The sequence below is a fragment of the Pseudomonas sp. Mb7 genome, assembly GCF_054790525.1.
In genome coordinates, this window is record NZ_CP186501.1 from 3,718,916 (window position 1) to 3,742,661 (window position 23,746).

Genomic DNA, 23,746 nt, shown 5'->3' on the forward strand with positions numbered 1-23,746 from the left:
ACGGATCGGGCGGCACGTATGATTGCGCCTCGTCACGCACCAGTCTGGCAGCCAGACCGGGCGCATTCAAACGGATTATGGGAGCCACGGCTCAAGACGTCCGCCTGTGTGAAGACGCAGGAATCCCAGTACGGTTGTCCACCCGCCGCCTGGATCGTTCATTTTCGGGATCACATCGCCATGCAGTTCAGCAAATCGAACAAGCTCGCCAACGTCTGCTACGACATTCGCGGCCCAGTGCTCAAGCACGCCAAACGACTGGAAGAGGAAGGCCAGCGCATCCTCAAGCTGAACATCGGCAACCCGGCGCCGTTTGGTTTCGAAGCGCCGGACGAAATTCTTCAGGATGTGATCCGCAACCTGCCGACCGCGCAAGGCTACAGCGACTCCAAAGGTCTGTTCAGCGCGCGTAAAGCGGTGATGCAGTACTACCAGCAGAAGAATGTTGAAGGTGTCGGCATTGAAGACATCTATCTGGGCAACGGCGTATCCGAACTGATCGTGATGTCGCTGCAAGCGCTGCTCAACAACGGCGACGAAGTGCTGGTGCCCGCCCCGGACTATCCGCTGTGGACTGCCGCCGTCAGCCTCGCCGGCGGTAACGCCGTACATTACCTGTGCGACGAAGGCGCCGACTGGTTCCCGGATCTGGCCGACATCAAAGCCAAGATCACCCCGAACACCAAAGCGATGGTGATCATCAACCCGAACAACCCGACCGGCGCGGTGTATTCGAAGGAAGTGTTGCTGGGCATGCTGGAAATCGCCCGCGCGCATAACCTGGTGGTCTTCTCCGACGAGATCTACGACAAAATTCTGTACGACGATGCCGTGCACATCTGCACCGCGTCGCTAGCCCCGGACTTGCTGTGCCTGACCTTCAACGGTCTGTCGAAGTCCTACCGTGTGGCGGGTTTCCGCTCCGGATGGATCGCCATTTCCGGACCGAAGCACAACGCGCAGAGCTACATCGAAGGCATCGACATGCTGGCCAACATGCGCCTGTGCGCCAACGTGCCAAGCCAGCATGCGATCCAGACCGCATTGGGCGGCTATCAGAGCATCAACGACCTGGTGCTGCCGCAGGGTCGCCTGTTGGAACAGCGTAACCGCACCTGGGAATTGCTTAACGACATTCCAGGCGTGAGCTGCGTCAAGCCGATGGGCGCGCTGTATGCGTTCCCGAAGATCGACCCGAAGGTCTGCCCGATCCATAACGACGAGAAATTCGTCCTCGACCTGCTGCTCTCCGAGAAGCTGCTGGTGGTACAGGGCACGGCGTTCAACTGGCCGTGGCCGGATCACTTCCGCGTGGTCACCCTGCCCCGCGTCGACGATCTGGAAATGGCCATCGGCCGTATCGGCAACTTCCTCAAGTCCTACCGCCAGTAACTGGCCAGCAGTGCGCAACGGCCAAACGTTGCGCACTGTCTGATTCAGCAACACTTCTGCGTTCCGCGTCCGCGCACGCCTTCTACACTTGCGATTCGTACCGTTTACCTGCGTCCAGCTTAATGGCGACGGGTCGCGGCTGGCCGTCATCCCTATCGTTATCTGTCGTGGGAAATGTGCCAGGCACCGAAGAATCCGCTGTAGGACACAGTTTGAAATAGTCACTCAGTTGAATAGCCCGGTGCAGCACCTTATATACCCCGCAGTACGCTACATCTTTAGCTTGAGGAGATTTCTACAACCATGATGCGCATCCTGCTGTTTTTGGCCACTAACCTGGCGGTCGTGCTGATAGCCAGCATCACCCTGAGCCTTTTCGGCTTCAACGGGTTCATGGCGGCCAACGGGGTTGATCTCGACCTTAGTCAGCTGCTGGTTTTCTGTGCAGTCTTTGGTTTCGCCGGCTCGCTGTTCTCGCTGTTCATCTCCAAGTGGATGGCGAAGATGAGCACTGGCACCCAGATCATCAGCCAGCCACGTACCCGGCATGAGCAATGGCTGCTGCAAACTGTCGAGCAACTGTCCCGCGAAGCCGGGATCAAGATGCCCGAAGTCGGTATTTTCCCGGCCTACGAAGCAAACGCCTTCGCCACCGGCTGGAACAAGAACGACGCACTGGTCGCGGTCAGCCAGGGCTTGCTCGAGCGCTTCTCACCCGATGAAGTGAAAGCCGTGCTGGCCCACGAAATCGGCCACGTCGCCAACGGCGACATGGTCACCCTGGCGCTGATCCAGGGCGTGGTGAATACCTTCGTGATGTTCTTTGCACGGATCATCGGCAACTTCGTCGACAAGGTGATCTTCAAGAACGAAGAAGGCCAGGGCATCGCCTACTACGTGGCGACCATTTTCGCCGAACTGGTACTGGGCATTCTCGCCAGTGCGATCGTCATGTGGTTCTCGCGCAAGCGCGAATTCCGTGCCGACGAAGCCGGCGCCCGCCTGGCCGGCACCAGCGCAATGATCGGCGCACTGCAACGCCTGCGCGCCGAACAAGGTCTGCCGGTGCACATGCCAGACACCCTTAACGCCTTTGGCATCAACGGTGGTATCAAACAGGGCTTTGCCCGCATGTTCATGAGCCACCCGCCGCTGGAAGAGCGTATCGACGCCCTGCGTCGTCGCGGTTGATCCGACCGGTGTAACAATGAAAAAGGCCCGCAGTGATGCGGGCCTTTTTTGTTTCTGTGCAAATAATGGATTGTTGCTGATGACCTCTTCGCGAGCAGGCACTGTCAGCCAAAAACTATCGAGAAGAAACCCGATAAACCCGCTCCTCCAGCCGCGTCACGCCAGCCTGAAGGAACTTCCCGCTCTCCCCCAGCACATCCTGCTCTTCCAGCACCGGCACCTGCCAGGCACCACTCAGCAACCGCTGCACCTCATCATCCCCCACCGCAAACGGCGGCCCCGGCATCTGCGCCTGATCGTAATCCAGGGTAATCAGCAACCCGTGCACGCCCTTTGGGAGGATCTGCTGAAGATGCGCCGCATAACGCTCACGCATCGGCGCCGGCAAGGCAATCAGCGCGGCGCGGTCGTACAACGCGGCGCAATCGGCAACATCGGCGGCCGTCAGCGCAAAAAAGTCACCGCACCACAGTTCGATGGCATCACCGCGATAGACCTTGAACGCGCCCTTCTGGCTAATCTGCGGCTGCACCTGATATTCACTGAAAAAGTCCTCGATAGCCTTTTCCGACAGTTCGACCCCGAGCACCTGATGACCACGTCCGGCCAGCCACGCCAGATCCAGACTTTTCCCACACAGAGGCACGAGCACTCGCGCCGCAGCCGATACCGCCCAGTGCCGCTGCAAATACGGGTTTACCTCGGGCAGATGGAAACCAATCTGCCCCGAAGCCCACTTCTTGTGCCAAAACTCAGGCTGCATGCATCACTCCCAATAATTCGATCAAAAAGCGTTAAAACTTATATTAGATTTAGATCAATGATCTGACTGAAGATGAAGCCATCTTAACGCTCAGGAACCCGCCATGTTGCCCAGCCTGTTCATTTCCCATGGTTCACCCATGCTGGCCCTGGAGCCCGGCGCCAGTGGCCCGGCTCTGGCTCGTCTGGCCGCCGAATTGCCGAAACCCAAAGCCATCGTCATCGTCTCCGCGCACTGGGAAAGCCAGGAACTGCAGGTCAGCAGCCATGCACAACCGGAAACCTGGCATGACTTTGGCGGCTTTCCCCGGGCGCTGTTTGAAGTGCAGTATCCGGCGCCAGGTAATCCGCAACTGGCTGCTGAGGTGGCTGATCTACTGACTGCCAACAACCTGCCTGCCCGTCTCGATCCGCAACGCCCGTTCGATCACGGTGTTTGGGTGCCACTGTCGCTGATGTACCCGCTGGCGGATATTCCAGTGGTGCAGGTTTCGCTACCTAGCCGCGCGGGCCCGGCGCTGCAAACCCGGGTCGGCCGCGCGCTGGCGAGTCTGCGTGATCAGGGCATTTTGCTGATCGGTTCCGGCAGCATCACGCACAACCTGCGCGAACTGGACTGGCACGCCGGCCCGGAAAGTGTCGAGCCGTGGGCGCGGGATTTCCGTGACTGGGTGATCGAGAAGTTGGCGGCCGACGATGAGGCAGCGCTGCATGATTATCGCCAGCAGGCACCAAATGCGGTGCGCAGCCATCCGAGCGATGAGCATTTGTTGCCGTTGTATTTTGCCCGGGGCGCGGGGGGAGAGTTCAGCGTTGCTCATCAGGGTTTCACGATGGGCGCGCTGGGCATGGATATTTATCGTTTCGGTTGACGCCTTCGCGAGCAGGCTCGCTCCCACAAAGGCAAAAAACAGGCAAAAAAAATCCCCGAACCAGTCGGGGATTTTTTATGTGCGATCAATCAGCCCAAGGGCGGATCAATCTTCGCGATAGCGACGCAGCTTCAACTGCTTGCCAGCAACGCGAGTGTCCTTCAGTTTGGTCAGGAGTTTGTCCAGACCATCTTCCGGCAGCTCGACGAGGCTGAAGCTGTCACGCACCTGGATGCGACCGATCGCTTCACGGGCCAGACCGCCTTCGTTGAGGATGGCGCCCAGCAGGTTTTTCGCAGCGATACCGTCACGCGCACCCAGCGCGGTACGGCAACGAGCACGGCCTTCGCCCAAAGGCATTGGCGCGCGACGCTCACGGTCACCACGATCAGGACGATCACCGGTGCGCTCAGGACGGTCGCCACGCGGTGCGTTGTTCGGCACCAGTGGACGTTCCTTCTCGATGGCAGCCAGGTTCAGCGCTTGACCGTTGGTGGCTTTGCGCAGCAGCGCAGCAGCCAGAGCACGCGGGGTGCAGCCGATGTCTGCAGTCAGACGATCGAGCAGCTCACCGTGGGTCGATTCGGCATCAGCGACCAGTGGCGACAGGCTGTTGGTCAGTTTCTTGATGCGTGCATCGAGAACGGCTTGAGCGTCCGGCAGGCGAACTTCAGCGACTTTCTGACCGGTTACACGCTCGATCACTTGCAGCATGCGGCGCTCACGTGGAGTCACCAGCAGCAGTGCACGACCTTCGCGACCGGCACGGCCAGTACGGCCGATACGGTGAACGTAGGACTCTGGGTCGTACGGCATGTCAACGTTGAACACGTGAGTGATGCGCGGAACGTCCAGACCACGAGCAGCTACGTCGGTCGCGACAACGATGTCCAGACGGCCATCTTTCAGCGAGTCGATGACGCGCTCACGCTGGTTCTGGGCGATGTCACCGTTCAGCGCCGCGGCTTTGTAGCCTTTGGCGTCGAGGGCGCTGGCCAGATCCAGGGTCGCTTGCTTGGTGCGTACGAACATGATCAGAGCGTCGAAATCTTCCACTTCCAGCAAGCTGAGAACGGCCGAAGTCTTCTGGTCAGCGTGAACCAACAGGTGAGCCTGTTCGATCGCGGTAACGGTCTGGGTCTTGGTCTGGATCTTCACGTGTTGCGGATCGCGCAGGTGGCGTTCGGCAATGGCGCGGATCGACTGCGGCAGGGTCGCCGAGAACAAAACGGTCTGACGGGTCGCTGGCAGAGCCTTGAAGATGACTTCCAGGTCATCCATGAAGCCCAGTTTCAACATTTCGTCAGCTTCGTCGAGAACCAGGTGGTTCACGGTCGACAGAACTTTTTCGTCGCGACGCAGGTGGTCGCACAGACGGCCCGGAGTGGCGACAACGATCTGTGCGCCATTACGGATTGCTTTCAGTTGTGGGCCCATAGGCGCGCCGCCGTAAACGGCCACAACGGTAACGCCCGGCATTTGCTTGGCGTAGGTTTCAAAAGCGGTTGCTACTTGCAGCGCCAACTCACGAGTTGGCGCCAGGATCAGGGCTTGCGGTTCGCGCTTGGCAGGATCGATGCGGTGCAGAATAGGCAGTGCGAACGCGGCGGTTTTACCGGTACCGGTTTGCGCCTGACCAATCATGTCCTGGCCGGCCATGATGATCGGGATCGATTGCTGCTGAATCGCCGAAGGCTCTTCGTAGCCAGTCGCTGCGACGGCTGCAAGAATATTCGGGTTAAGATTAAAAGCGGCGAATCCGCCGGTTTCCTGGGTCATGGGTCTGCCTCTAAGTGCATCCGCAAAGACCCATGCTCCAAAGCTGCGCATGCCGTGTTGAGACTCAAGAGTCGCCCTGGCAGCTTTGTCGGCGGGGATTTGCGAAAACGAATGAATGAAAAAAAGAATCGTCCGGGAAGAGCCCGCAATGCGGACGTGCAGCCGAAGCTGACTTCGGGAAATGCGCTACCTAAACGCGGCCCGGTTAAAGGCCGGCGCGCACTATACCGGATTTTGCCCAAAAAGGGAGCTTTTTTTATTGCCTGAATGAGCGTGTCACCGCTGTGTAACGGGGTTTTGCGGATAATCGCGCGAAGGTCTATTTTTCAAAGGCCCGGCCCTGCGGGCGATGACGCTTAAACGATTCACTGATGTGCGGCATACCGTCGCTGCACCCGCCCTTCCCGCCCGAGGATTTCGCCATGAATCAGCCCTGCCCCGGCCGCGTCAGCCGTGAACGTCGTGGTCACGTCCATCTGATTGGCCTGGATCGAGCGGCCAAGCGCAATGCTTTCGACCTCGACCTGCTCAACGAGCTGAGCCTGGCCTACGGCGAGTTCGAGGCCGACAGCGAAGCGCGGGTGGCGGTAGTGTTCGGGCATGGCGAGCACTTTACCGCTGGCCTGGATCTGGTCAACGCCAGTTCCGCCCTCGCCCAGGGCTGGCAGGTTCCGACCGGCGGTTGCGATCCATGGGGTGTTTTCGTCGGGCCACGGGTGAGCAAACCAGTGATTGTCGCCGCGCAGGGTTACTGCCTGACCATCGGCATCGAGCTGATGCTGGCAGCCGATATAAACCTGTGTGCGAGCAATACCCGCTTCGCGCAGATGGAAGTGCAGCGTGGGATCTTTCCTTTTGGTGGTGCGACTTTACGTTTTCAGCAGATTGCCGGTTGGGGCAACGCGATGCGCTGGCTGCTGACCGGCGATGAGTTTGATGCGCACGAGGCGTTGCACCTGGGGTTGGTGCAGGAAGTCATGGCCAGCGAAGACCTGTTGCCGCGGGCGATTGAATTGGCTGAGCGGATTGCCCGGCAGGCGCCGTTGGGGGTGCAGGCAACGTTGATGTCGGCGCGGCAGGCGCGGTATGAAGGTGAAACAGCGGCCGCGCAAGGGTTACCGGCGTTGGTGAAGAAATTGTTGGCGAGTGAGGATGCCAAGGAAGGGGGGCGGTCGCTGGTGGAGCGGCGGCCTGGCATATTCAAGGGGATCTGAGAATTATGGCGCCTGTCAGGGCGCCATCGCTGGCAAGCCAGCTCCCACAGTGACCGAGTCGTTCACACATTTTGCGTACGGCGCGAACCCTGTGGGAGCTGGCTTGCCAGCGAAGGGGACAGCACTGACGCCTCAGGTGGCTGGGCGAATACTGTTGATCAACGACTGCAACGAATACCCCAACCGCGGCGCCAGCGCTTCAGCCCGGGCCGTCAGTGCCTGCATGTCCAACTCCTGATCGAGGTCCGCCGGCACAATCAGAATCACGTTGCCCTCCTTCACCGGCAATTCCCAGTAATGCCGGTGATAGAGCCCGCGCAACAACGCCGCGCCCAGAGGCTTGCCGTCATCGGTGGCCCACTGATTGATCACCAGCCAGCCACCCGGATTCAGACGCTTCTGGCAGTCGCCGAGAAAACTCCAGGCCAGATGCCCGACGCCCGGGCCGACATCGGTATACAGGTCGACAAAAATCAGATCCGCCGGCTCAGCCGTCGGCAGTAACTCCAGCGCATCGCCAACACGGATGTACAGCCGCGGATCATCGTCCAGGCCAAGGTATTCGATGGCTAGGCGCGGCACATCCGGACGCAGTTCAATGGCTTCGACATCTTCCAGCGGCAGGAACTTGAGGCAGGCCTGGGTCAATGTACCGGCGCCGAGTCCTAGAAACAGCGCGCTCTCCGGCTGCTCGTGGCACAACGCGCCGATCAGCATCGCCCGGGTGTAATCGTATTCGAGCCAGCTCGGATCTGCGGTGAACACGCAGCTCTGCTCGATCGCATCGCCGAACTCGAGAAAGCGGTAATCGGCCACTTCCAGCACGCGAATCACGCCGAACTCATCCTGTACTTCGGCGAGCAGATGCTCGACGCGCTCCTCAGTCATTTCGTCTCCTGATGGTCACCGGGCGCGGTGACGCGATGGCACCGCTGTGGCGCCGTGGCAAAGCGGCGATTGTCGGCGATGGGGCGGGAGCAGGTCACGCACTAATTGCTGCTACCATGGGCTTCCCGTGCGTAGAACCAATTAGAGACCGTGATGAGCCAACCGTGGAGTCCTGATAGCTGGCGCGCCCTGCCGATCCAGCAACAACCTCAATATCCTGACGCGGCGCATCTGCGCCAGGTCGAGCAGACGCTAGCCAGTTATCCGCCACTGGTGTTTGCCGGCGAAGCGCGCGAACTGCGCCGCCAGTTTGCCGAAGTCACCCAGGGCCGGGCATTCCTGCTGCAGGGCGGCGATTGCGCGGAAAGCTTTGCCGAATTCTCCGCCGCGAAGATTCGCGACACGTTCAAAGTGTTGCTGCAAATGGCGATCGTCATGACCTTCGCCGCCGGCTGCCCGGTGGTCAAAGTCGGGCGCATGGCCGGTCAGTTTGCCAAACCACGTTCGGCCAACGACGAGACCATCGACGGCGTGACGCTGCCGGCTTACCGGGGCGACATCGTCAACGGCATCGGCTTCGACGAAAAGAGCCGCGTGCCGGATCCAGAGCGCCTGCTGCAGTCCTATCACCAGTCCACCGCGACCCTGAACCTGCTGCGCGCGTTTGCTCAGGGCGGTTTTGCCGACCTGCACCAAGTGCACAAGTGGAACCTCGATTTCATCGCCAACTCGGCGCTGGCAGAAAAATACAGTCACCTCGCCGACCGCATCGATGAAACCCTGGCGTTCATGCGCGCCTGCGGCATGGACAGCTCGCCGCAACTGCGCGAAACCAGCTTCTTCACCGCCCACGAAGCACTGCTGCTGAACTACGAAGAAGCCTTCGTGCGCCGCGACAGCCTGACCAACGATTACTACGATTGCTCGGCGCACATGCTGTGGATCGGTGACCGTACTCGTCAGCTCGACGGCGCGCATGTCGAATTCCTGCGCGGGGTGAACAACCCGATCGGCGTCAAAGTTGGCCCAAGCATGGATCCCGATGACCTGATCCGCCTGATCGACGTGCTCAACCCGGACAACGATCCGGGGCGCCTCAACCTGATTGCGCGGATGGGCGCGAACAAGGTGGGCGATCACCTGCCGGCGCTGATCCGCGCAGTGCAGCGTGAAGGCAAGCAGGTGTTGTGGAGTTCCGACCCGATGCACGGCAACACCATCAAGGCCAGCAGCGGCTACAAGACCCGCGACTTCGCGCAGATCCTTGGCGAGGTTAAACAGTTCTTCCAGGTGCACGAGGCGGAAGGCAGTTATGCCGGCGGCATTCACATCGAGATGACCGGGCAGAATGTCACCGAGTGCATCGGTGGTGCGCGGCCGATTACTGAAGATGGCTTGTCGGATCGTTATCACACGCACTGTGATCCACGGATGAATGCTGATCAGTCGCTGGAGTTGGCGTTTTTGATCGCCGAGACGCTGAAACAAGTCCGCCGCTAAGGTTCGACATCTTTAGCGCCATGACTGGCCCCATCGCTGGCAAGCCAGGCTCCCACAGTGATCGCGTCGATCACAAAATATATGTACGACGCGGACACTGTGGGAGCCTGGCTTGCCAGCGATGGCGTCAGATCAGTCGCACCCAATCTCTGCCAATGCCACCCGCAACCGCGCCGCACTCTCGCGCTGACAATTCAACTGCACCCGCGCCAGCCCCAACCAATCCGCCATCCGCCGCAGATTCTCCGCCAGCGCCAGCATCCCCTGCTCATCCAGCCCCGGCTCTTCCTCGTGCACCGCATGCACCGCCAACTGCCCCGCCGCCCGCTCAGCCCGCAAATCCACCCGCGCAGCAATCCGCTCGTTGTGCAAAAACGGCAACACGTAATAGCCGTAAACCCGTTTGTCCTGTGGCGTATAAATCTCCAGCCGATAACGGAAATCGAACAAGCGCTCAGTCCGGCTGCGTTCCCAGATCAACGAATCAAAGGGCGACAGCAGCGCACTGGCCATGACCTTGCGCGGGACGCTCGGCTCCGGCAGGCAATAGGCGATTTGCCACCAACCGGCAACCTCGCACATCTGCAACTGCCCGGCTTCAATCAGTTCCGCGAGACGTGGCCGCGCATCCGCCGGATTCAGGCGAAAGTAATCACGCAGGTCTTTTTCAGTACCGACACCCAAGGCCTGTGCCGCGTGCAACAGCAACCCGCGTTGCGCTTCGGCCTCATCAGGCAACCCCTGTTGCAGGATCGATGAAGGGATCACCCGCTCCGGCAAATCATACAAACGCTCAAAACCACGCCGCCCCGCCACCGTCACTTCACCCGCCGCGAACAGCCACTCCAGCGCATGTTTTTCCGCGCTCCAGTCCCACCACGGCCCGGCCTTGTCTGCACGGGTTGAAAGGCTGCCGGCGCCCAACGCGCCCTGCTCTTCCACCGAACTCAAGACCCGACGCACCACGTCCTGCTGCTCGCGACCGAATCTGGCCAGTTGCTGATAAATATCCTCGCCACGCCTGGCCCGCTGCATGCGCCAGCCCAGCAACGGATACATCGACATCGGCAGCAACGAGGCTTCGTGCCCCCAGTATTCGAACAACGTGCGACGTCGCCCCGAACTCCAGGCAGCCTGGTCGAGCAAGTCGGAAGAATAGGAACCGAGACGGGAAAACAGCGGCAGGTAGTGCGAGCGCACCACGGCGTTGACGGAGTCGATTTGCAGCAAACCCAGCCTTTCGATCAGCCGGTTGACGTGTGGCGCCTTGACGGTCGGCGGCTGGCGCCCGTTGAACCCTTGGGCAGCCAGCGCCAGTCGTCGCGCCTGTTTGAGGGAAAAGGCCAGAGTCGCGGGCATGAGCATCTCCTTGTCTGCTCGCAACCTACCTCACTGGAAGAGGGTTTGTGTAGCGTTCTGCTGATCATTTATGCAGCGGGTCATTTATGCATCGGATCATCCCAGAACGGCCGCACGGACTCGTGTTCAACATCGGCACGACTGACGCCGATGTCTTTCAACGCTTCGTCGCTCAGACTGGCAAGCAACTCGCGTTCACGGTGCAATTCGTACCAGCGGCTAAACTTGTGCAGCAAGTCGGAAACGATATGGCCGTGGCCGGAAAATTTTGCGTCGTCTACATACTCTCTTTGACCTTTCATCGTGTTGCCTCCTTTGTGGATGGCTCAAGTCTCGCGCCGGCGCTAAGATCAATCCAACGAATGTTTCTGATGGCATGCATCACGGAGATTCATCAATTGTCGGCCTACCCCAGTATCGATACCGATGTCCTGCGCACCTTTGTCGCGATTGCCGATCAGGGCGGTTTCACCCGCGCCGGCGAAATGGTCAACCGCACGCAATCGGCGGTGAGCATGCAGATGAAGCGTCTGGAAGAAGACGTGTTGCAGCGGCAGTTGTTTGAGCGCGACGGACGCCAGGTGCGCCTGACCGCTGAAGGCCAGGTGCTGCTCGGATACGCGCGGCGCATCCTCAAGCTGCACAGCGAAGTGTTCAACACCTTGCGCGAGCCGCACATGGTCGGCACCGTGCGCATCGGCACGCCGGATGACTACGTGATGCGTTTTCTGCCGGGGATCCTGTCGCGGTTTGCGCAGTTCTATCCACTGATCCAGATCGAAGTGCATTGCGAATCGACCAAACAACTGTTGCAGCGTACTGACCTGGATTTGTCGATCGTCACCCGTGAACCGGGCAACGAAATCGGTCAGTTGCTGCGCAAGGAGCGTTTTGTCTGGGCCGAGGCGCAGAATTTCAGCGCCCACGAACAAACGCCACTACCTCTGGCGATGTTCAACAGTGATTGTTTCTGCCGCTTGTGGGCGTGTAACGCACTGGATGCGATGGGCCGCGAATACCGCATCGCTTATAACAGCACCAGCCTCTCGGCGTTGATGGCGGTGGTGAGCGCGGGTCTGGCGATCACCGCGCAACTGGAAAGCCTGATCACCCCGGACATGCGCATTCTCGGCGCCGCCGAAGATCTGCCGCTGTTGCCCGAGGCCAGCATCATGCTGATCCGCAACCTGAACAATCCGTCGCCGATCACCGAGTGCCTGGCCGAGCATATCGTCGAAGGTTTTAAACTTTAAACGCGAGCATCACCGCACACAGCACCAGGAAACCGCAGAACAGCCCGCGCAGAAGTTTTTCCGGCATGGCGTGGGCAACTTTCACCCCCCAACTGATGCTCGCCAGACCGCCGATGGCCAGCGGCAGGCCGATCATCCAGTCCACTTCGTTATGCACCGCGTAGGTCACCAGGGTCACGCCGGTGCTTGGCAACGCCAGCGCCAGCGACAAGCCCTGAGCGACCACTTGCGTGGTGCCGAAGAGGCTGGTCAGCACCGGCGTTGCCACCACGGCACCACCGACACCGAACAAGCCGCCCATGGTTCCGGACGCCGCACCGAGGACGCCGAGCCAAGGCCAGGAATAGCGCATCTCGGAAGTCGCAGCGGGTTGCTTGCCGAACATCTTCAGCAGGTTGTACGCCGAGAGCACCACCAGGAAAGCGACAAAACCGATGCGCATGGTTTGCGCATCGATACCCACCGCCCAGATCGAACCGATCCACGCAAAGCAAAAACCCATCACCGCCAAGGGCAACGCATGCCGCAGTTCGATGCGATTGCGCTGGTGATAGCGCCACAGCGCCAGCATCACGTTCGGCACCACCATGACCAGCGCCGTGCCTTGGGCAATCTGCTGATCGAGGCCGAACCACACACCGAGCAACGGAATGGCGATCAAACCGCCACCGATACCGAAAATGCCACCAAGGGTGCCAAGCGCGGCGCCGAACAGCAGGTACAACAAAAACTCCATCACAGCTCAATTCCTCTTACGTCAGGCGATTCATCCTACGCAGTCGTGGCTGGCGGGGAAACGCACAGCAACGCACAATGGCTATGCTGATTTCGCACAAGCGTGAATTCTTATGAACCCCAACCAACTGACTGAACAATTAGGGTTGTTTCTCGATGTGCTGGAGAGTGGCAGTTTTTCCGCCGCCTCGCGCCGTCATCCGCTGACACCTTCGGCCGTTGCGCGACGCATCGACAGCCTGGAAAGCGCCGTCGGCAGCCAGTTATTTATACGCAGCACCCACGCCGTCAGAGCCACACCCGCCGGTCTGGCGTTTGCTGAACGTGCCCGGCGCATTGTCGCCGAGTTGCAACTGGCGCGGGCCGAAGCCGTGTCCTTGAGCAGCGCGCCGGAAGGTTTGATTCGCATCGACGCCCCCGCTGCGTTCGGGCGACGGCATCTGGCACCGGTGATTGCCGACTTTCTCGTCCTCTACCCGGGGCTGGATGTGCAGTTGCACTTGATCGACAGTTTCGTCGACATGGGCGGCTCGAACCTGGGCAAGGTCGATCTGGTACTGCGTGCCGGGCAAATGGCTGACACGCGATTGGTGGCCACGCCTTTGGCGAGCATGGTGCGCATAGCCTGTGCCAGTCCTGACTATCTCAAACGCCGGGGCGTGCCCGGCAGTCCGGCACAACTTGGTGAACATGACGGTCTGGACTGGGAAGGCCTCGCCCCGCCCTTCGCCTGGCGGTTCGAGCAGGACGGCCAGATGCATTTGCACCGCCCGGCGCGCATCCGCATGAGCGCCAACAATGCCGAAGCGCTGGTGTGTGGGGCTTTGGCGGGATTAGGGATTGCGCATTTGCCGACCTGGCTGGCGAGCGAATACCTGCTGCGCGGTGAACTGGTCCCGCTGTTCTGCGAGAACGGTCTGCCGGCCCCGGAATCCACCGGCATCTACGCACTGCGCATGGAACAGCAAACCAACTCGCGCAGCCGCTTGTTGCTTGAATACCTCAAGACTCGTTTCAGTCCAGTGCCGCCGTGGGATCTGGCGCTGCAACGGGATCTCGGCCGCCATTAGATCCGGAGAATTATCTGGCGCATTAAAGATTCGAGCGCTAGATTCATGACCATCACCGAACAAGGCTTTGACATGACTTCCCAACGCGACACCTGCGACGACCTGCTGCTGGATAACCAGGCCTGCTTCGCCCTGCATTCCACTTCGCTGATGATGACCAAGGTCTACAAGCCGCTGCTGCAAGCCTTGAACCTGACCTATCCGCAGTACCTGGCGATGATGGTGTTGTGGGAGAAGGATGGATTGACGGTCGGAGAAATCAGCTCGCGGTTGCTGACCGATCCCGGCTCGCTGACTCCGCTGCTCAAACGCCTGGAGGGCGAAGGGTTGCTCAGCCGCACGCGCAGTCGTGAGGATGAGCGGGTAGTGATTGTCGAGCTGACCGAGCAAGGCCGAGCGCTGAAAGAAAAAGCCCAGACCGTTCCGCAATGCATCCTCGGCGCCAGCGGCTTCTCTCTGGAACGCCTGCAGAAGCTGCAATCAGAGTTGCAGGCGCTACGCGGTCACTTGCAAGAAAGCCTGATCTGACCTCCACACAGTCCCTGCTCGCGAATGCGTAGTGTCAGTCGGTATGAATGGTGACTGATACACCGCATTCGCGAGCAGGCTCGCTCCCACATTGGGTTCATCGACAGCAAAACATTTTTTCCACCTGATCTACCGCGCAATCCGCTCTAACTCAAGCCTTACAGCCACCCTCTCATACCCGCCCCTTCGTGGAAGTGCAGCTTTTTCAAAAATTTATCTTGCGCACTAAATATTCGCGCGATACATTCACCTCGCACTTACTTAGCGCACAAACAATTAGCGCACAAAACCACACCCAATGAGGCTCACACCATGCAAACTCTCTACACCGCAATCGCAACCTCCACTGGCGGCCGTGATGGTCGTGCGATCTCCAGCGACAACATCCTCGACGTCAAACTCGCCACTCCGAAAGAACTCGGCGGTGCCGGCGGCGCGGCAACCAACCCTGAGCAACTGTTCGCTGCCGGCTACTCGGCCTGCTTCATCGGCGCTCTGAAATTCGTCGCCAGCCAGACCAAACGCAAAATCCCTGACGACGCCTCGATCACCGCTCATGTCGGTATCGGCCAGATCCCCGGTGGCTTCGGTCTCGACATCGATTTGCACATCAGCCTGCCTGGCCTGGAACAAGCCGACGCACAAGCGCTGGTCGACGCGGCCCATCAGGTCTGCCCGTACTCCAACGCCACCCGTGGCAACGTCGATGTGCGTCTGCACGTCACCGTTTAACTGCTGATACCCCAGGCCCGAACAGGAAATGAACATGCACACTTTCAGCAAAGTCTTGACCGGTACCCTTCTCGCCCTGTCCATCCACAGTGCATTTGCCGGTGATGTCGAACACAACACTCAGGCATTTCTCGATGTGCTGAATGCCGGCACCGGCAAACCGATGGAACAGCTGACACCCAAAGATGCCCGCGCCGTGCTGGTCGGCGCGCAGTCCGGGGTCAAGTTGACGCTGCCCAAAGCGGACATAAGCGAGAAAACCATCGAGGTCGATGGCCAACCGTTGAGCCTGACCATCGTCCGGCCGGCCGGGGTCAAGGGCGAGCTGCCAGTGTTCATGTTCTTCCACGGTGGTGGCTGGGTGCTGGGCGATTTCCCGACGCACGAGCGGCTGGTGCGGGATCTGGTGGTCGGTTCAGGAGCGGCGGCGGTGTTCGTCAATTACACGCCTTCACCGGAAGCGCATTACCCGGTGGCGATCAACCAGGCCTACGCGGCAACGAAGTGGGTCGCCGAGCACGGCAAAGAAATCAATGTCGATGGGAAACGTCTGGCCGTCGCAGGCAACAGCGTCGGCGGCAACATGGCGGCCGTGGTTGCACTGATGGCCAAAGACAAAGGCACGCCGGCGATCAAGTTCCAGGTGCTGTTGTGGCCTGTGACGGACGCCAATTTCGACACCGGCTCCTACAACCAGTACGCCGAAGGGCACTTCCTCACGCGCAACATGATGAAGTGGTTCTGGGACAACTACACCACCGACGCCAAGCAGCGAAACGAGATTTACGCGTCGCCGCTGCGGGCCACCACTGCACAACTGAAGGGCCTGCCGCCAGCACTGGTGCAGACCGCAGGCGCCGATGTGCTGCGTGATGAAGGTGAAGCCTACGCACGCAAACTCGACGAGGCCGGTGTAGCGGTGACGTCGGTGCGTTACAACGGCATGATCCACGATTACGGTTTGCTTAACGTGGTCAGCCAGGTGCCGGCAGTACGTTCGGCGATGTTGCAGGCATCTGAAGAACTCAAGCAACACTTGAAGTAACCACAATCCCATTGTGGGAGTGAGCCTGCTCGCTCCCACAGGGGATTGTGTGAAGCTCAAATCGCAGGCACAAAAAAGCCCGGCTCAATGGCCGGGCTTTTTCTTTCCGTAAAAAGCAGTGCTTATTTGGCACGGCCTTTGTAGGAACCGCCTTCGCGGGTGTCGATTTCGATCTTGTCACCGATTTCGATGAAGTCAGCAACTTGCAGCTCGGTACCGTTGGCCAGCTTGGCTGGCTTCATGACTTTGCCGGAAGTGTCGCCACGAGCCGAACCTTCGGTGTAGTCAACTACGCGCACGATGGTGGTCGGCAGCTCTACGGAAACCAGACGCTCTTCGAAGAAGATCGCTTCGCAAACATCGGTCATGCCTTCTTCAACGAAAGGCAGAACAGCTTCGATGTCTTCAGCGTTCAGCTCGTACATGGTGTAGTCAGTGGTGTCCATGAACGTGTAGGTGTCGCCGCTGATGAAGGACAGGGTCGCTTCTTTGCGGTCGAGGATTACGTCGTCCAGTTTGTCGTCAGCGCTGTAAACGATCTCGGTCTTGTAACCGGTCAGCAGGTTTTTCAGCTTGGTCTTCATGATCGCGCTGTTACGGCCCGACTTGGTGAATTCAGCTTTCTGAACCAGCCAAGGATCGTTCTCGAGACGGATCACGGTACCGGGTTTCAGTTCTTTACCAGTTTTCATTGCGAATATCCGAATTTGGATGGGATTTACAAAAATCTAGGCCGCGTATCATATCCAATTTAGGTAAAACTGTACCAGCGCTGCGGCAAGATCGGCCTGCAAGCCTTGTTCCAGACACCACGCTTCGGCATTTTCCTGCAGTTCTGGCCAATGATTGCGGACTTCGAGCCACTGTTCACCGATGGGCTGACCGGCGCTCCAGGCTCGCCACAGACCGTTCATCGCCTCGGCAGCGGCCGGTGATAGACCTTTTGTGTAAAGCGCGAGGAAGGCATCAAGCTTGTCCAGATGGATGTCTTCGTCCTGCTGATAGATGTGCCAGAGCATCGGCCGCCCCGCCCACTGCGCCCGCACGAACGAGTCCTCACCACGCACCGCGTTGAAATCACAGCACCAGAGCAACTGATCGTATTGATCCTGACGGACGAACGGCAACACCTGCACAGTCAAAGACTGCCGCACATTAATCTCGCCCACCCTCAGGGTCTCCACCCCGAGCCAGCGCGCCACGTCGCCAAGAATCCGCCCCTCCGGCACCAACAGGTGAGTCGGCGCAGCGTCCGCCGCCAAAACGTCCAGCCAACTGGCCAGCCCGGCATTCTCGTAGGCAAACAACGAAATCAGCTCGGCGTCAGACGCAGGATCGATCCCGAGACCTTGCAGGAATTGCCGTTGAGCTTCGGCATCCTGTTGAAACTGCCGACGCTGCTCGAGCAAGCCGCGCTCACGCAACAGCCCGCCAGTGCCTGGCTGGAATCCGGGAAAGAAAAAGAACTTCTGCACCGATTTGTATTTGACCGACGGCAAGCCGTGACAACCAATCACCCAGTCTTCGGCGCTGAGATAGTCGAGGTTCATCCACAAGGGCGGCGGCTCTCGCGTGGCCATCGCGTCCATGTAATCACTGGGCAACTGACAGGCGAACGCAGCGATCACCACATCCGCCGCCTCTATGTGCACCCACTCGGCTGGCCAGTGCCGCACTTCGACACCTTGTTGCCATTGCTGTGAGGCGTTGATATCAATCGCCGGACAAATGCGTTCGAAGGCGCGCAGATCATCGACCCACAATCGCACCGTCAAACCGTGCTCAGCGGCCAATTGCCGGGCCAGGCGCCAGGTCACGCCGATGTCGCCAAAGTTGTCGACCACGGTGCAAAAAATATCCCAGCGGGGTTTCAATTGCGGCATTCAAGACTCCCGTTGGCAAAAGCTGCGATTGTCCGCATAAATCACCTCGCGCAGAAGAGCCGACGGCGATTAATCTTCGTGCGACAATCGCCACTTGCCCGCAATCATCCGCCAGGAGGCAGCCATGCCGTATCGCCCCAATCCGCGTCGCCCGTTGCCTGTTCAGCTTAGCGCGCTGCATTTGACCGGCAGCATTGCCCTGGGCATGTGGCTGGGCTTTGTCGCCATTGCGCTGACTTGCTGGCTGCTGTCGCAGTTTGTCTTCAAAGAACAACTGGCACCGGTTGCACAAGCGGTGCAGCAACTGGCCAATCCGCCGGCCGTGCAGGTACAACCGGATATTGCGCCGCCGAGCCCGCAGTTCCAGCAGTACGAAGAAAACCTGCGCAAGAACGAACAACAGGCACGTCTGGATCAGGCACGCGGCAGCACGCGTAAACTGTCCAATCCGAAGTGCCAGTTCTGGCTGCAACAGGATCAGACGGCCCCGAGCGAAAAAAGCCGCGCCAACGTTTTGCAATTTTGCGATTGATCATGAACAAGCACATCGTCCACCAACTGATTCTCGACAAACTGCGCATCGACCTCGACATCGCCGAACGCGCCGCGCAAACCGCTTACGAAACCGCGACGCACGAAGAAAACATCGCCGAAAACAAGTACGACACGCTGGGTCTGGAAGCGTCGTATCTGGCAGCCGGGCAAGCAAAACGGGTCGAGGAAATCCGTAAGTCACTGGCGTTGTGCCAGAACCTGACGCTGCGAGCCTACGATGAAAATCGTGGTATCGAAGTCGGTGCCCTGCTCGGCCTGGAGGACGAAAAGGGTCGCGAGCAATGGCTGTTTCTGGCGCCGGATGCAGCAGGCCTGAAAGTCGATGTGGTCGGTCAGCCGATTACCGTCATCACTCCGCGCTCGCCGCTGGGCAAAGGTCTGCTGGGCAAGTGCGAAGGTGATGAGGTGGAGATTCTGGTGGCGGGCACCCGGCAACAGTTTGCTGTCACCGAGGTGCTTTGATTCAACGAATCAGTGAACCGGCAGTTCGACGCCGTCGAACAGTTCTTCCAGTTCCTGCTTGTTGTGGCACTGAATGGCTTTGGCCATGACTTCGCGAGTCAGGTGCGGCGCGAACTTCTCGATGAAGTCGCACATGAAGCCGCGCAGGAAAGTGCCGCGACGGAAACCGATCTTGGTCACGCTCGATTCGAACAGTTCGCTGGCGTCCAGCACCACCAGATCGTTGTCGAGTTTGGTGTCGACTGCCATTTTAGCGACGATGCCCACGCCCAGCCCCAGACGCACGTAAGTCTTGATCACGTCGGCGTCGGCTGCGGTGAACACCACTTTCGGTGTCAGACCACGATGGCTGAAAGCTTCGTCGAGTTTCGAACGACCGGTAAAACCGAACACGTAAGTCACGATCGGGTATTCGGCCAGCGCTTCCAGGGTCAGCTTTGGCAACTTGGTCAGCGGATGGCCCTGCGGTACGACCACGCAACGATTCCAGCGGTAGCACGGCATCATCACCAGATCGCCGAACAGCTCCAGCGCTTCAGTGGCGATGGCAAAATCCACAGTGCCATCAGCGGCCATTTCGGCGATCTGCATCGGCGAACCCTGGTGCATGTGCAGCGCCACGTCCGGGTATTGCTTGATGAAATTGCTGATCACCGGCGGCAGTGCATAACGTGCTTGGGTGTGGGTGGTGGCGATCGACAGGGTGCCTTTCTTCTCGTTGGAGAATTCCTGGGCGATCTGCTTGATGCTTTCGACCTTGCGCAGAATCTCACCGGCGGTGGTGATGATGCGCTCGCCGGCCGGGGTCACGCGGGTCAGGTGTTTGCCGCTGCGGGCAAACACTTCGACGCCGAGTTCGTCTTCCAGCAGGCGGATTTGTTTACTGATGCCCGGTTGCGAGGTGTAAAGGCTTTGGGCTGTAGCGGAAACGTTGAGGTCGTGGTGCGCCACTTCCCAGATGTAGCGCAATTGTTGAAGCTTCATATGAATCCCTCAAAGCAGGTAGACGCCACGGGCATCAGCGACGGTATATAACTATATTAATGGTTTGAATAATAAATCTAGAACTTTTTTATCAAAGCGCCATTATTCCTGCCTTAGCGATCCTCCCGCCGCCGCCGCTCCACTAACGGCACCAGATAAACCGGCACCTTGGCCAATTGCAGGACCCGCGCCGCCGTGCGCCCCAACGGCGTTTCCGCGCCCACCCCATGGCTATGACTGCCTACGATCAGCAGATCGACGGAGAGTTTCTGCACCTGGTCGAGAATCACCTGCGACGGATCGCCCTGCAGCACGCGCACGGCGCGAATGCGCTGCAGATCCAGCTCGCCTTCATCTCCCAATTCTTCGCGAAAACTGTCCAGCACCCGCTGCTCGATATTGGCAATGACAGTTTTCAGACCCTGGCTGTGAAATTCGTTCAATGCCTGCTCGTCGAGATAACTCTGCAATACCGATTCGGCAAACAACCCCATCGGCTCCACCGCGTGCACCACGTACAGATCGGCATTGAACGTTCGCGCCAATGCCAGGGCATGCTGCATGACTAACGGTGCGTACAGACCGAGGTCAGTGGCATACAGCATCGAACGAATCATATGACCTCCTCGCGTGCCAACATGGCGGAGATTTGATTCAGCTTAGCAGTGCCTTGGCGACTACGACGGGCGACGCAACGTCTTGAAGCACAGGGCTTTAGATGGACGGCTCATTGCTGATGCCGTGAGGCACGTGACCGGTGGCGACCACTTCGCGGGCGAGCTCGCAGTGGCCGGCCTGATCGTCGAAAAACACGTCGGCAGCAAACGCTTCGAGAAACGCCGACTTGGTCAGGCCACCGAGAAACAGTGACTCGTCGAGACGAATGTCCCACTCGCGCAAGGTGCGGATCACCCGCTCATGGGCCGGCGCCGAACGTGCAGTGACCAGCGCCGTGCGGATCGGGCAATCGTCATCGGGAAACTCGCGCTGCAACAGATTGAGCGCCGCCAGAAAGCCCTTGAACGGCCCACCGCGCAACGGCTCGCGAGCCGACTCACGCTCCTTGGCCTGAAACGCTTCGAGCCCGCCGGACTGATAGACGCGTTCCGACTCGTCGGAAAAAATCACTGCGTCGCCGTCGAAGGCGATGCGCAATTCGTCGCTGGCCGCACGGCTCGCTCCGCCGGAAAGAATCGTCGCAGCGGCGAAACCGGCATCCAGCGCCGCGCGCACATCTTCGGCATGGGTCGACAAAAACAGGTCACAACCAAAGGCTTTGAGATACGGATACGGACTGCGCCCACCGACAAACGCCGCACGGGAAATCGCCAGACCGTAATGGTGAATCGAGTTGAACACGCGCAGGCCGGTGTCGGCGCTGTTGCGCGAGACCAGAATCACCTCGACCCGCGCGCGGCCGAGGCGACTGTTGAGTGCCAACAGTTTTTCCACCAGCGGGAAGGCATCGCCGGGCGCAAGAATTTCGTCTTCGTGCTCGATCTGATATTGCCGATAGGCTTCAACGCCGCTCGACAGATAGACCTTGTGGCTCTCGCTCAGGTCGAACAAGGCGCGCGACGAAATCGCCAGCACCAGTTTGTCATCGATGTTTTTGGCCATGCTTTCCCCCAGAGCGACCGGCTTAAATGTTGCGCCGGTCGATAAAACTCAAATTGCGATACAACGCTTCGATGCGCGGCAACTCACAACCCGCTGCTTTCGCTGCCGCCAATGGCCGAGCGTAGATCGCTTCCAGCTCCAGCGGTCGTTTATGCAAAAAGTCGTGGTACATGCTCGGCCAGTAGTCGGGCATTTTCTCGGTCATCATGAACAGATACTCGGCGTATCCCGGCGGCACGTCGTGGCCGCAGGCCTTGGCGCCCTGCACCACTTCGGCCATCAACGCCTGGATCAACGCGCGGCTGTCGACATCGGCCATCAACGGCGTGGTGCTTGCACCGAGCAACACCGAGAGTCCGTTGTAGGGAATATTCCACACCAGTTTCTGCCAGCGCGCCTGTTGCAGATTGGGCATTGCCTGGGAATCGATGCCGGCAGCGCGAAACAACCCGCTGCCCTCCTCGACAATCGCCATGCGCGCGCCATCATCCATGGCCGGGCCGCTGTGATAGCCAACGTTGACCGCGCCGAGTGCCTGATGGGTCACCAGACCCGGACCTTCGCGGTGTACGCAAATCAGGCACAAGCCGCCCAGCAGATGCAAGGAATCGGGAAGCACCTCACGCAAGCTGTCTTCGACGTCGAGACCGTTTTGCAGCACCAGTACTTTCGCGTCCGGTTTGGCCGCTTGAATGATTGAAGGCGCGAGACCTGCGTTGCTGGTGGTTTTCGCCCCCACCAGCAACCAGTCGCACTTGGGCATGTCTTCGGCGGACGAATAGGCCTGCGCCGGATGCAACGTCAGCGGGCCATGCACCGCGCTGTTGATTTGCAAACCGCGCTCAGCCACCGCCGAAAACTCGCTGCGCAACAGAAAGTGCACGTCGAAACCGGCGCGCGCCAGCATCACACCGTAAAAACCACCAATTGCGCCGGTGCCGATGATCCCTACGACCGGTTTATTCACTGCCCCCATCATGGCAACTCCTCTGCAATTCGCCCCAGTGCCTGCGCCAGCGCCGCGTTCAACGCATCGGCCGTCAGGCGCGTGTGCAATGCCCCAAAGAACTCGCCGTCGCGCACCACGAACAACGCCGGTAAATGAAAGACCTGATAGCGCTCGACCAACCCGCCGTTGTCGCCGGCATCGATCCAGCACAGACGATCAATCCCCAGCGCCATAGCCGGCAACACTTCGCGGGCATAACGGCAACTGGCGCAGCCGACGCTGGTGAAAATCACCAGCGAAACGCCGCTCATCGCCAACAGCCGTTGGTCGGCGTCGAAATCGGTCAGTTCGGATTCGACCACTATACTGGGGGAAACAATGTCAAATGGCTGACACAGGGAGTCTGTGCTCATGGGACGTTTCATTCCTCATCCGGACGAGGTGCCGGTTGAATTAACCTTGCTCAAGCCTGAGTGTATTTCCAGGCAACAGCTACACACTATCAGCCTCGGCGGCATCGCTTGCAATTACCACCGTGCCTGGCGCCATGGCACGGCGCTGCAAGTGCGCATGCCGTCAGTGAATGCCGACATTTGTTATCCGGGCTACGTGGCGTGGTGCCTGCGGCGCAAAAAAGGCTATCTGGTGGGCATCGCGTTTACCGATGAGCAGACGCTGTTCAGTGCGCGAATGGGTGAGCAAGTGTGTCAGATCGAGCGCTACTGCCGCATGCACGACACCCACGATGACCTGCAAGAAATTCAGGCGGTGGCCCTGCAATGGGTCGAGCAACACGCCGACGAGTTCTCCCACGACAGCGTGCGCAAGGCTTTTGCGCAGCCAGCGCTGGACTAAAGCACCTTTTGCCCATTGTCGAGCAGGCGCTTTACGCGCTAAGGTTCCGCTCCCCGACGCGCTTAAATCTGCTGTGCTCCGCCGCGCGGGGATCGCTGGCGGCCGGCACCCGTGACCT

The 23,746-nt window shown here is 59.5% G+C and carries 26 protein-coding genes; 13 read left to right on the forward strand and 13 right to left on the reverse strand.

What is annotated here, in order from left to right; all coding sequences use genetic code 11:
- Window positions 1–180: 180 nt before the first annotated feature.
- Entirely contained in the window at window positions 181–1,392 is a 1,212-nt protein-coding gene (locus ACOYXH_RS16655; protein ID WP_007908620.1) for a pyridoxal phosphate-dependent aminotransferase, read from the forward strand.
- A gap of 303 nt (window positions 1,393–1,695) precedes the next feature.
- Window positions 1,696–2,583 (forward strand): protease HtpX, encoded by an 888-nt coding sequence (gene htpX / locus ACOYXH_RS16660; RefSeq protein WP_007908619.1) that lies wholly within the window; start codon window positions 1,696–1,698, stop codon window positions 2,581–2,583.
- 115 nt (window positions 2,584–2,698) lie between these two features.
- Here htpX and ACOYXH_RS16665 read toward each other — a convergent pair whose 3' ends face one another.
- Window positions 2,699–3,346 carry a thiopurine S-methyltransferase gene (locus ACOYXH_RS16665; protein ID WP_258708612.1) on the reverse strand — a complete coding sequence of 216 codons (648 nt, stop codon included), beginning with the start codon at window positions 3,344–3,346 and terminating at the stop codon, window positions 2,699–2,701.
- A gap of 103 nt (window positions 3,347–3,449) precedes the next feature.
- Here ACOYXH_RS16665 and ACOYXH_RS16670 point away from each other — a divergent pair, with 103 nt between their 5' ends.
- Window positions 3,450–4,217 carry a DODA-type extradiol aromatic ring-opening family dioxygenase gene (locus ACOYXH_RS16670; protein WP_220556652.1) on the forward strand — a complete coding sequence of 256 codons (768 nt, stop codon included), beginning with the start codon at window positions 3,450–3,452 and terminating at the stop codon, window positions 4,215–4,217.
- A gap of 105 nt (window positions 4,218–4,322) precedes the next feature.
- Here the strand turns inward: ACOYXH_RS16670 and ACOYXH_RS16675 are convergent, their stop codons facing one another.
- Window positions 4,323–5,996, reverse strand: coding sequence for a DEAD/DEAH box helicase (locus ACOYXH_RS16675; RefSeq protein ID WP_008088238.1), 1,674 nt, complete (start codon window positions 5,994–5,996; stop codon window positions 4,323–4,325).
- Window positions 5,997–6,418: 422 nt separating this feature from the next.
- Between ACOYXH_RS16675 and ACOYXH_RS16680 the strand changes: the two genes are divergently transcribed.
- Entirely contained in the window at window positions 6,419–7,210 is a 792-nt protein-coding gene (locus ACOYXH_RS16680) for a crotonase/enoyl-CoA hydratase family protein (RefSeq protein WP_460409820.1), read from the forward strand.
- A 132-nt stretch (window positions 7,211–7,342) separates the two neighbouring features.
- Here the strand turns inward: ACOYXH_RS16680 and ACOYXH_RS16685 are convergent, their stop codons facing one another.
- Window positions 7,343–8,098: a spermidine synthase gene (locus ACOYXH_RS16685; RefSeq protein WP_095125136.1), complete on the reverse strand. Its 756-nt coding sequence runs from the start codon at window positions 8,096–8,098 to the stop codon at window positions 7,343–7,345.
- Window positions 8,099–8,251: 153 nt separating this feature from the next.
- Between ACOYXH_RS16685 and ACOYXH_RS16690 the strand changes: the two genes are divergently transcribed.
- Window positions 8,252–9,598: a class II 3-deoxy-7-phosphoheptulonate synthase gene (locus ACOYXH_RS16690; RefSeq protein ID WP_077573929.1), complete on the forward strand. Its 1,347-nt coding sequence runs from the start codon at window positions 8,252–8,254 to the stop codon at window positions 9,596–9,598.
- Window positions 9,599–9,730: 132 nt separating this feature from the next.
- Here ACOYXH_RS16690 and ACOYXH_RS16695 read toward each other — a convergent pair whose 3' ends face one another.
- A complete protein-coding gene (locus tag ACOYXH_RS16695) occupies window positions 9,731–10,957 on the reverse strand; it encodes a winged helix-turn-helix domain-containing protein (protein WP_460409821.1) in 1,227 nt (408 codons plus the stop codon).
- Between the two features lie 80 nt (window positions 10,958–11,037).
- Window positions 11,038–11,259, reverse strand: coding sequence for a DUF1127 domain-containing protein (locus ACOYXH_RS16700; protein WP_095048457.1), 222 nt, complete (start codon window positions 11,257–11,259; stop codon window positions 11,038–11,040).
- A gap of 96 nt (window positions 11,260–11,355) precedes the next feature.
- On the opposite strand from ACOYXH_RS16700, the gene ACOYXH_RS16705 reads away from it, so the two are divergent.
- Window positions 11,356–12,210, forward strand: a complete 855-nt coding sequence (locus ACOYXH_RS16705) for a LysR substrate-binding domain-containing protein (RefSeq protein ID WP_007908606.1) — start codon at window positions 11,356–11,358, stop codon at window positions 12,208–12,210.
- Here the strand turns inward: ACOYXH_RS16705 and ACOYXH_RS16710 are convergent.
- Window positions 12,200–12,949, reverse strand: coding sequence for a sulfite exporter TauE/SafE family protein (locus ACOYXH_RS16710; RefSeq protein WP_220556655.1), 750 nt, complete (start codon window positions 12,947–12,949; stop codon window positions 12,200–12,202). The genes ACOYXH_RS16705 and ACOYXH_RS16710 overlap by 11 nt on opposite strands.
- A gap of 109 nt (window positions 12,950–13,058) precedes the next feature.
- Here ACOYXH_RS16710 and ACOYXH_RS16715 point away from each other — a divergent pair, with 109 nt between their 5' ends.
- The 4 genes from ACOYXH_RS16715 (at window position 13,059) to ACOYXH_RS16730 (ending at window position 16,320) form a co-directional block, all read left to right on the forward strand.
- Window positions 13,059–14,015, forward strand: coding sequence for a LysR family transcriptional regulator (locus tag ACOYXH_RS16715; RefSeq protein WP_220556656.1), 957 nt, complete (start codon window positions 13,059–13,061; stop codon window positions 14,013–14,015).
- 72 nt (window positions 14,016–14,087) lie between these two features.
- On the forward strand, window positions 14,088–14,543 hold the full coding sequence (locus tag ACOYXH_RS16720) for a MarR family winged helix-turn-helix transcriptional regulator (protein WP_176471266.1): 456 nt from the start codon (window positions 14,088–14,090) through the stop codon (window positions 14,541–14,543).
- 312 nt (window positions 14,544–14,855) lie between these two features.
- Entirely contained in the window at window positions 14,856–15,275 is a 420-nt protein-coding gene (locus ACOYXH_RS16725; protein ID WP_007908600.1) for an organic hydroperoxide resistance protein, read from the forward strand.
- Window positions 15,276–15,309: 34 nt separating this feature from the next.
- On the forward strand, window positions 15,310–16,320 hold the full coding sequence (locus ACOYXH_RS16730; RefSeq protein WP_460409822.1) for an alpha/beta hydrolase: 1,011 nt from the start codon (window positions 15,310–15,312) through the stop codon (window positions 16,318–16,320).
- Window positions 16,321–16,442: 122 nt separating this feature from the next.
- On the opposite strand, the gene ACOYXH_RS16735 is transcribed toward ACOYXH_RS16730, so the two are convergent.
- Together ACOYXH_RS16735 and earP are read right to left on the reverse strand one after the other, a co-directional pair.
- Complete coding sequence (locus ACOYXH_RS16735) at window positions 16,443–17,012, reverse strand: elongation factor P (RefSeq protein ID WP_007908599.1); 570 nt, start codon at window positions 17,010–17,012, stop codon at window positions 16,443–16,445.
- 48 nt (window positions 17,013–17,060) lie between these two features.
- Window positions 17,061–18,203, reverse strand: coding sequence for an elongation factor P maturation arginine rhamnosyltransferase EarP (gene earP / locus ACOYXH_RS16740; protein WP_320413326.1), 1,143 nt, complete (start codon window positions 18,201–18,203; stop codon window positions 17,061–17,063).
- Between the two features lie 124 nt (window positions 18,204–18,327).
- Between earP and ACOYXH_RS16745 the strand changes: the two genes are divergently transcribed.
- Both ACOYXH_RS16745 and ACOYXH_RS16750 read left to right on the forward strand, forming a co-directional pair.
- On the forward strand, window positions 18,328–18,735 hold the full coding sequence (locus tag ACOYXH_RS16745) for a hypothetical protein (RefSeq protein ID WP_460409823.1): 408 nt from the start codon (window positions 18,328–18,330) through the stop codon (window positions 18,733–18,735).
- A 2-nt stretch (window positions 18,736–18,737) separates the two neighbouring features.
- The gene (locus ACOYXH_RS16750; protein WP_095048463.1) at window positions 18,738–19,220 is read left to right on the forward strand and encodes a GreA/GreB family elongation factor; all 483 of its coding nucleotides are present in this window, start codon (window positions 18,738–18,740) and stop codon (window positions 19,218–19,220) included.
- A 9-nt stretch (window positions 19,221–19,229) separates the two neighbouring features.
- Here the strand turns inward: ACOYXH_RS16750 and cysB are convergent, their stop codons facing one another.
- The 5 genes from cysB to ACOYXH_RS16775 form a co-directional block, all read right to left on the reverse strand.
- Window positions 19,230–20,204, reverse strand: coding sequence for an HTH-type transcriptional regulator CysB (gene cysB / locus ACOYXH_RS16755; RefSeq protein WP_003183769.1), 975 nt, complete (start codon window positions 20,202–20,204; stop codon window positions 19,230–19,232).
- Between the two features lie 113 nt (window positions 20,205–20,317).
- Window positions 20,318–20,821, reverse strand: coding sequence for a universal stress protein (locus tag ACOYXH_RS16760; RefSeq protein ID WP_095048464.1), 504 nt, complete (start codon window positions 20,819–20,821; stop codon window positions 20,318–20,320).
- A 97-nt stretch (window positions 20,822–20,918) separates the two neighbouring features.
- Window positions 20,919–21,824 carry a 5'-nucleotidase gene (locus ACOYXH_RS16765; RefSeq protein ID WP_034155247.1) on the reverse strand — a complete coding sequence of 302 codons (906 nt, stop codon included), beginning with the start codon at window positions 21,822–21,824 and terminating at the stop codon, window positions 20,919–20,921.
- A 22-nt stretch (window positions 21,825–21,846) separates the two neighbouring features.
- Window positions 21,847–22,803 carry a putative 2-dehydropantoate 2-reductase gene (locus tag ACOYXH_RS16770; protein WP_095048465.1) on the reverse strand — a complete coding sequence of 319 codons (957 nt, stop codon included), beginning with the start codon at window positions 22,801–22,803 and terminating at the stop codon, window positions 21,847–21,849.
- The gene (locus ACOYXH_RS16775) at window positions 22,800–23,186 is read right to left on the reverse strand and encodes a thioredoxin family protein (protein WP_194933999.1); all 387 of its coding nucleotides are present in this window, start codon (window positions 23,184–23,186) and stop codon (window positions 22,800–22,802) included. The genes ACOYXH_RS16770 and ACOYXH_RS16775 overlap by 4 nt, the downstream gene beginning before the upstream one ends.
- Here ACOYXH_RS16775 and ACOYXH_RS16780 point away from each other — a divergent pair.
- Window positions 23,185–23,628 (forward strand): PilZ domain-containing protein, encoded by a 444-nt coding sequence (locus ACOYXH_RS16780; protein WP_095048467.1) that lies wholly within the window; start codon window positions 23,185–23,187, stop codon window positions 23,626–23,628. The two genes, ACOYXH_RS16775 and ACOYXH_RS16780, sit on opposite strands and share 2 nt — an antisense overlap.
- Window positions 23,629–23,746: the final 118 nt, after the last annotated feature.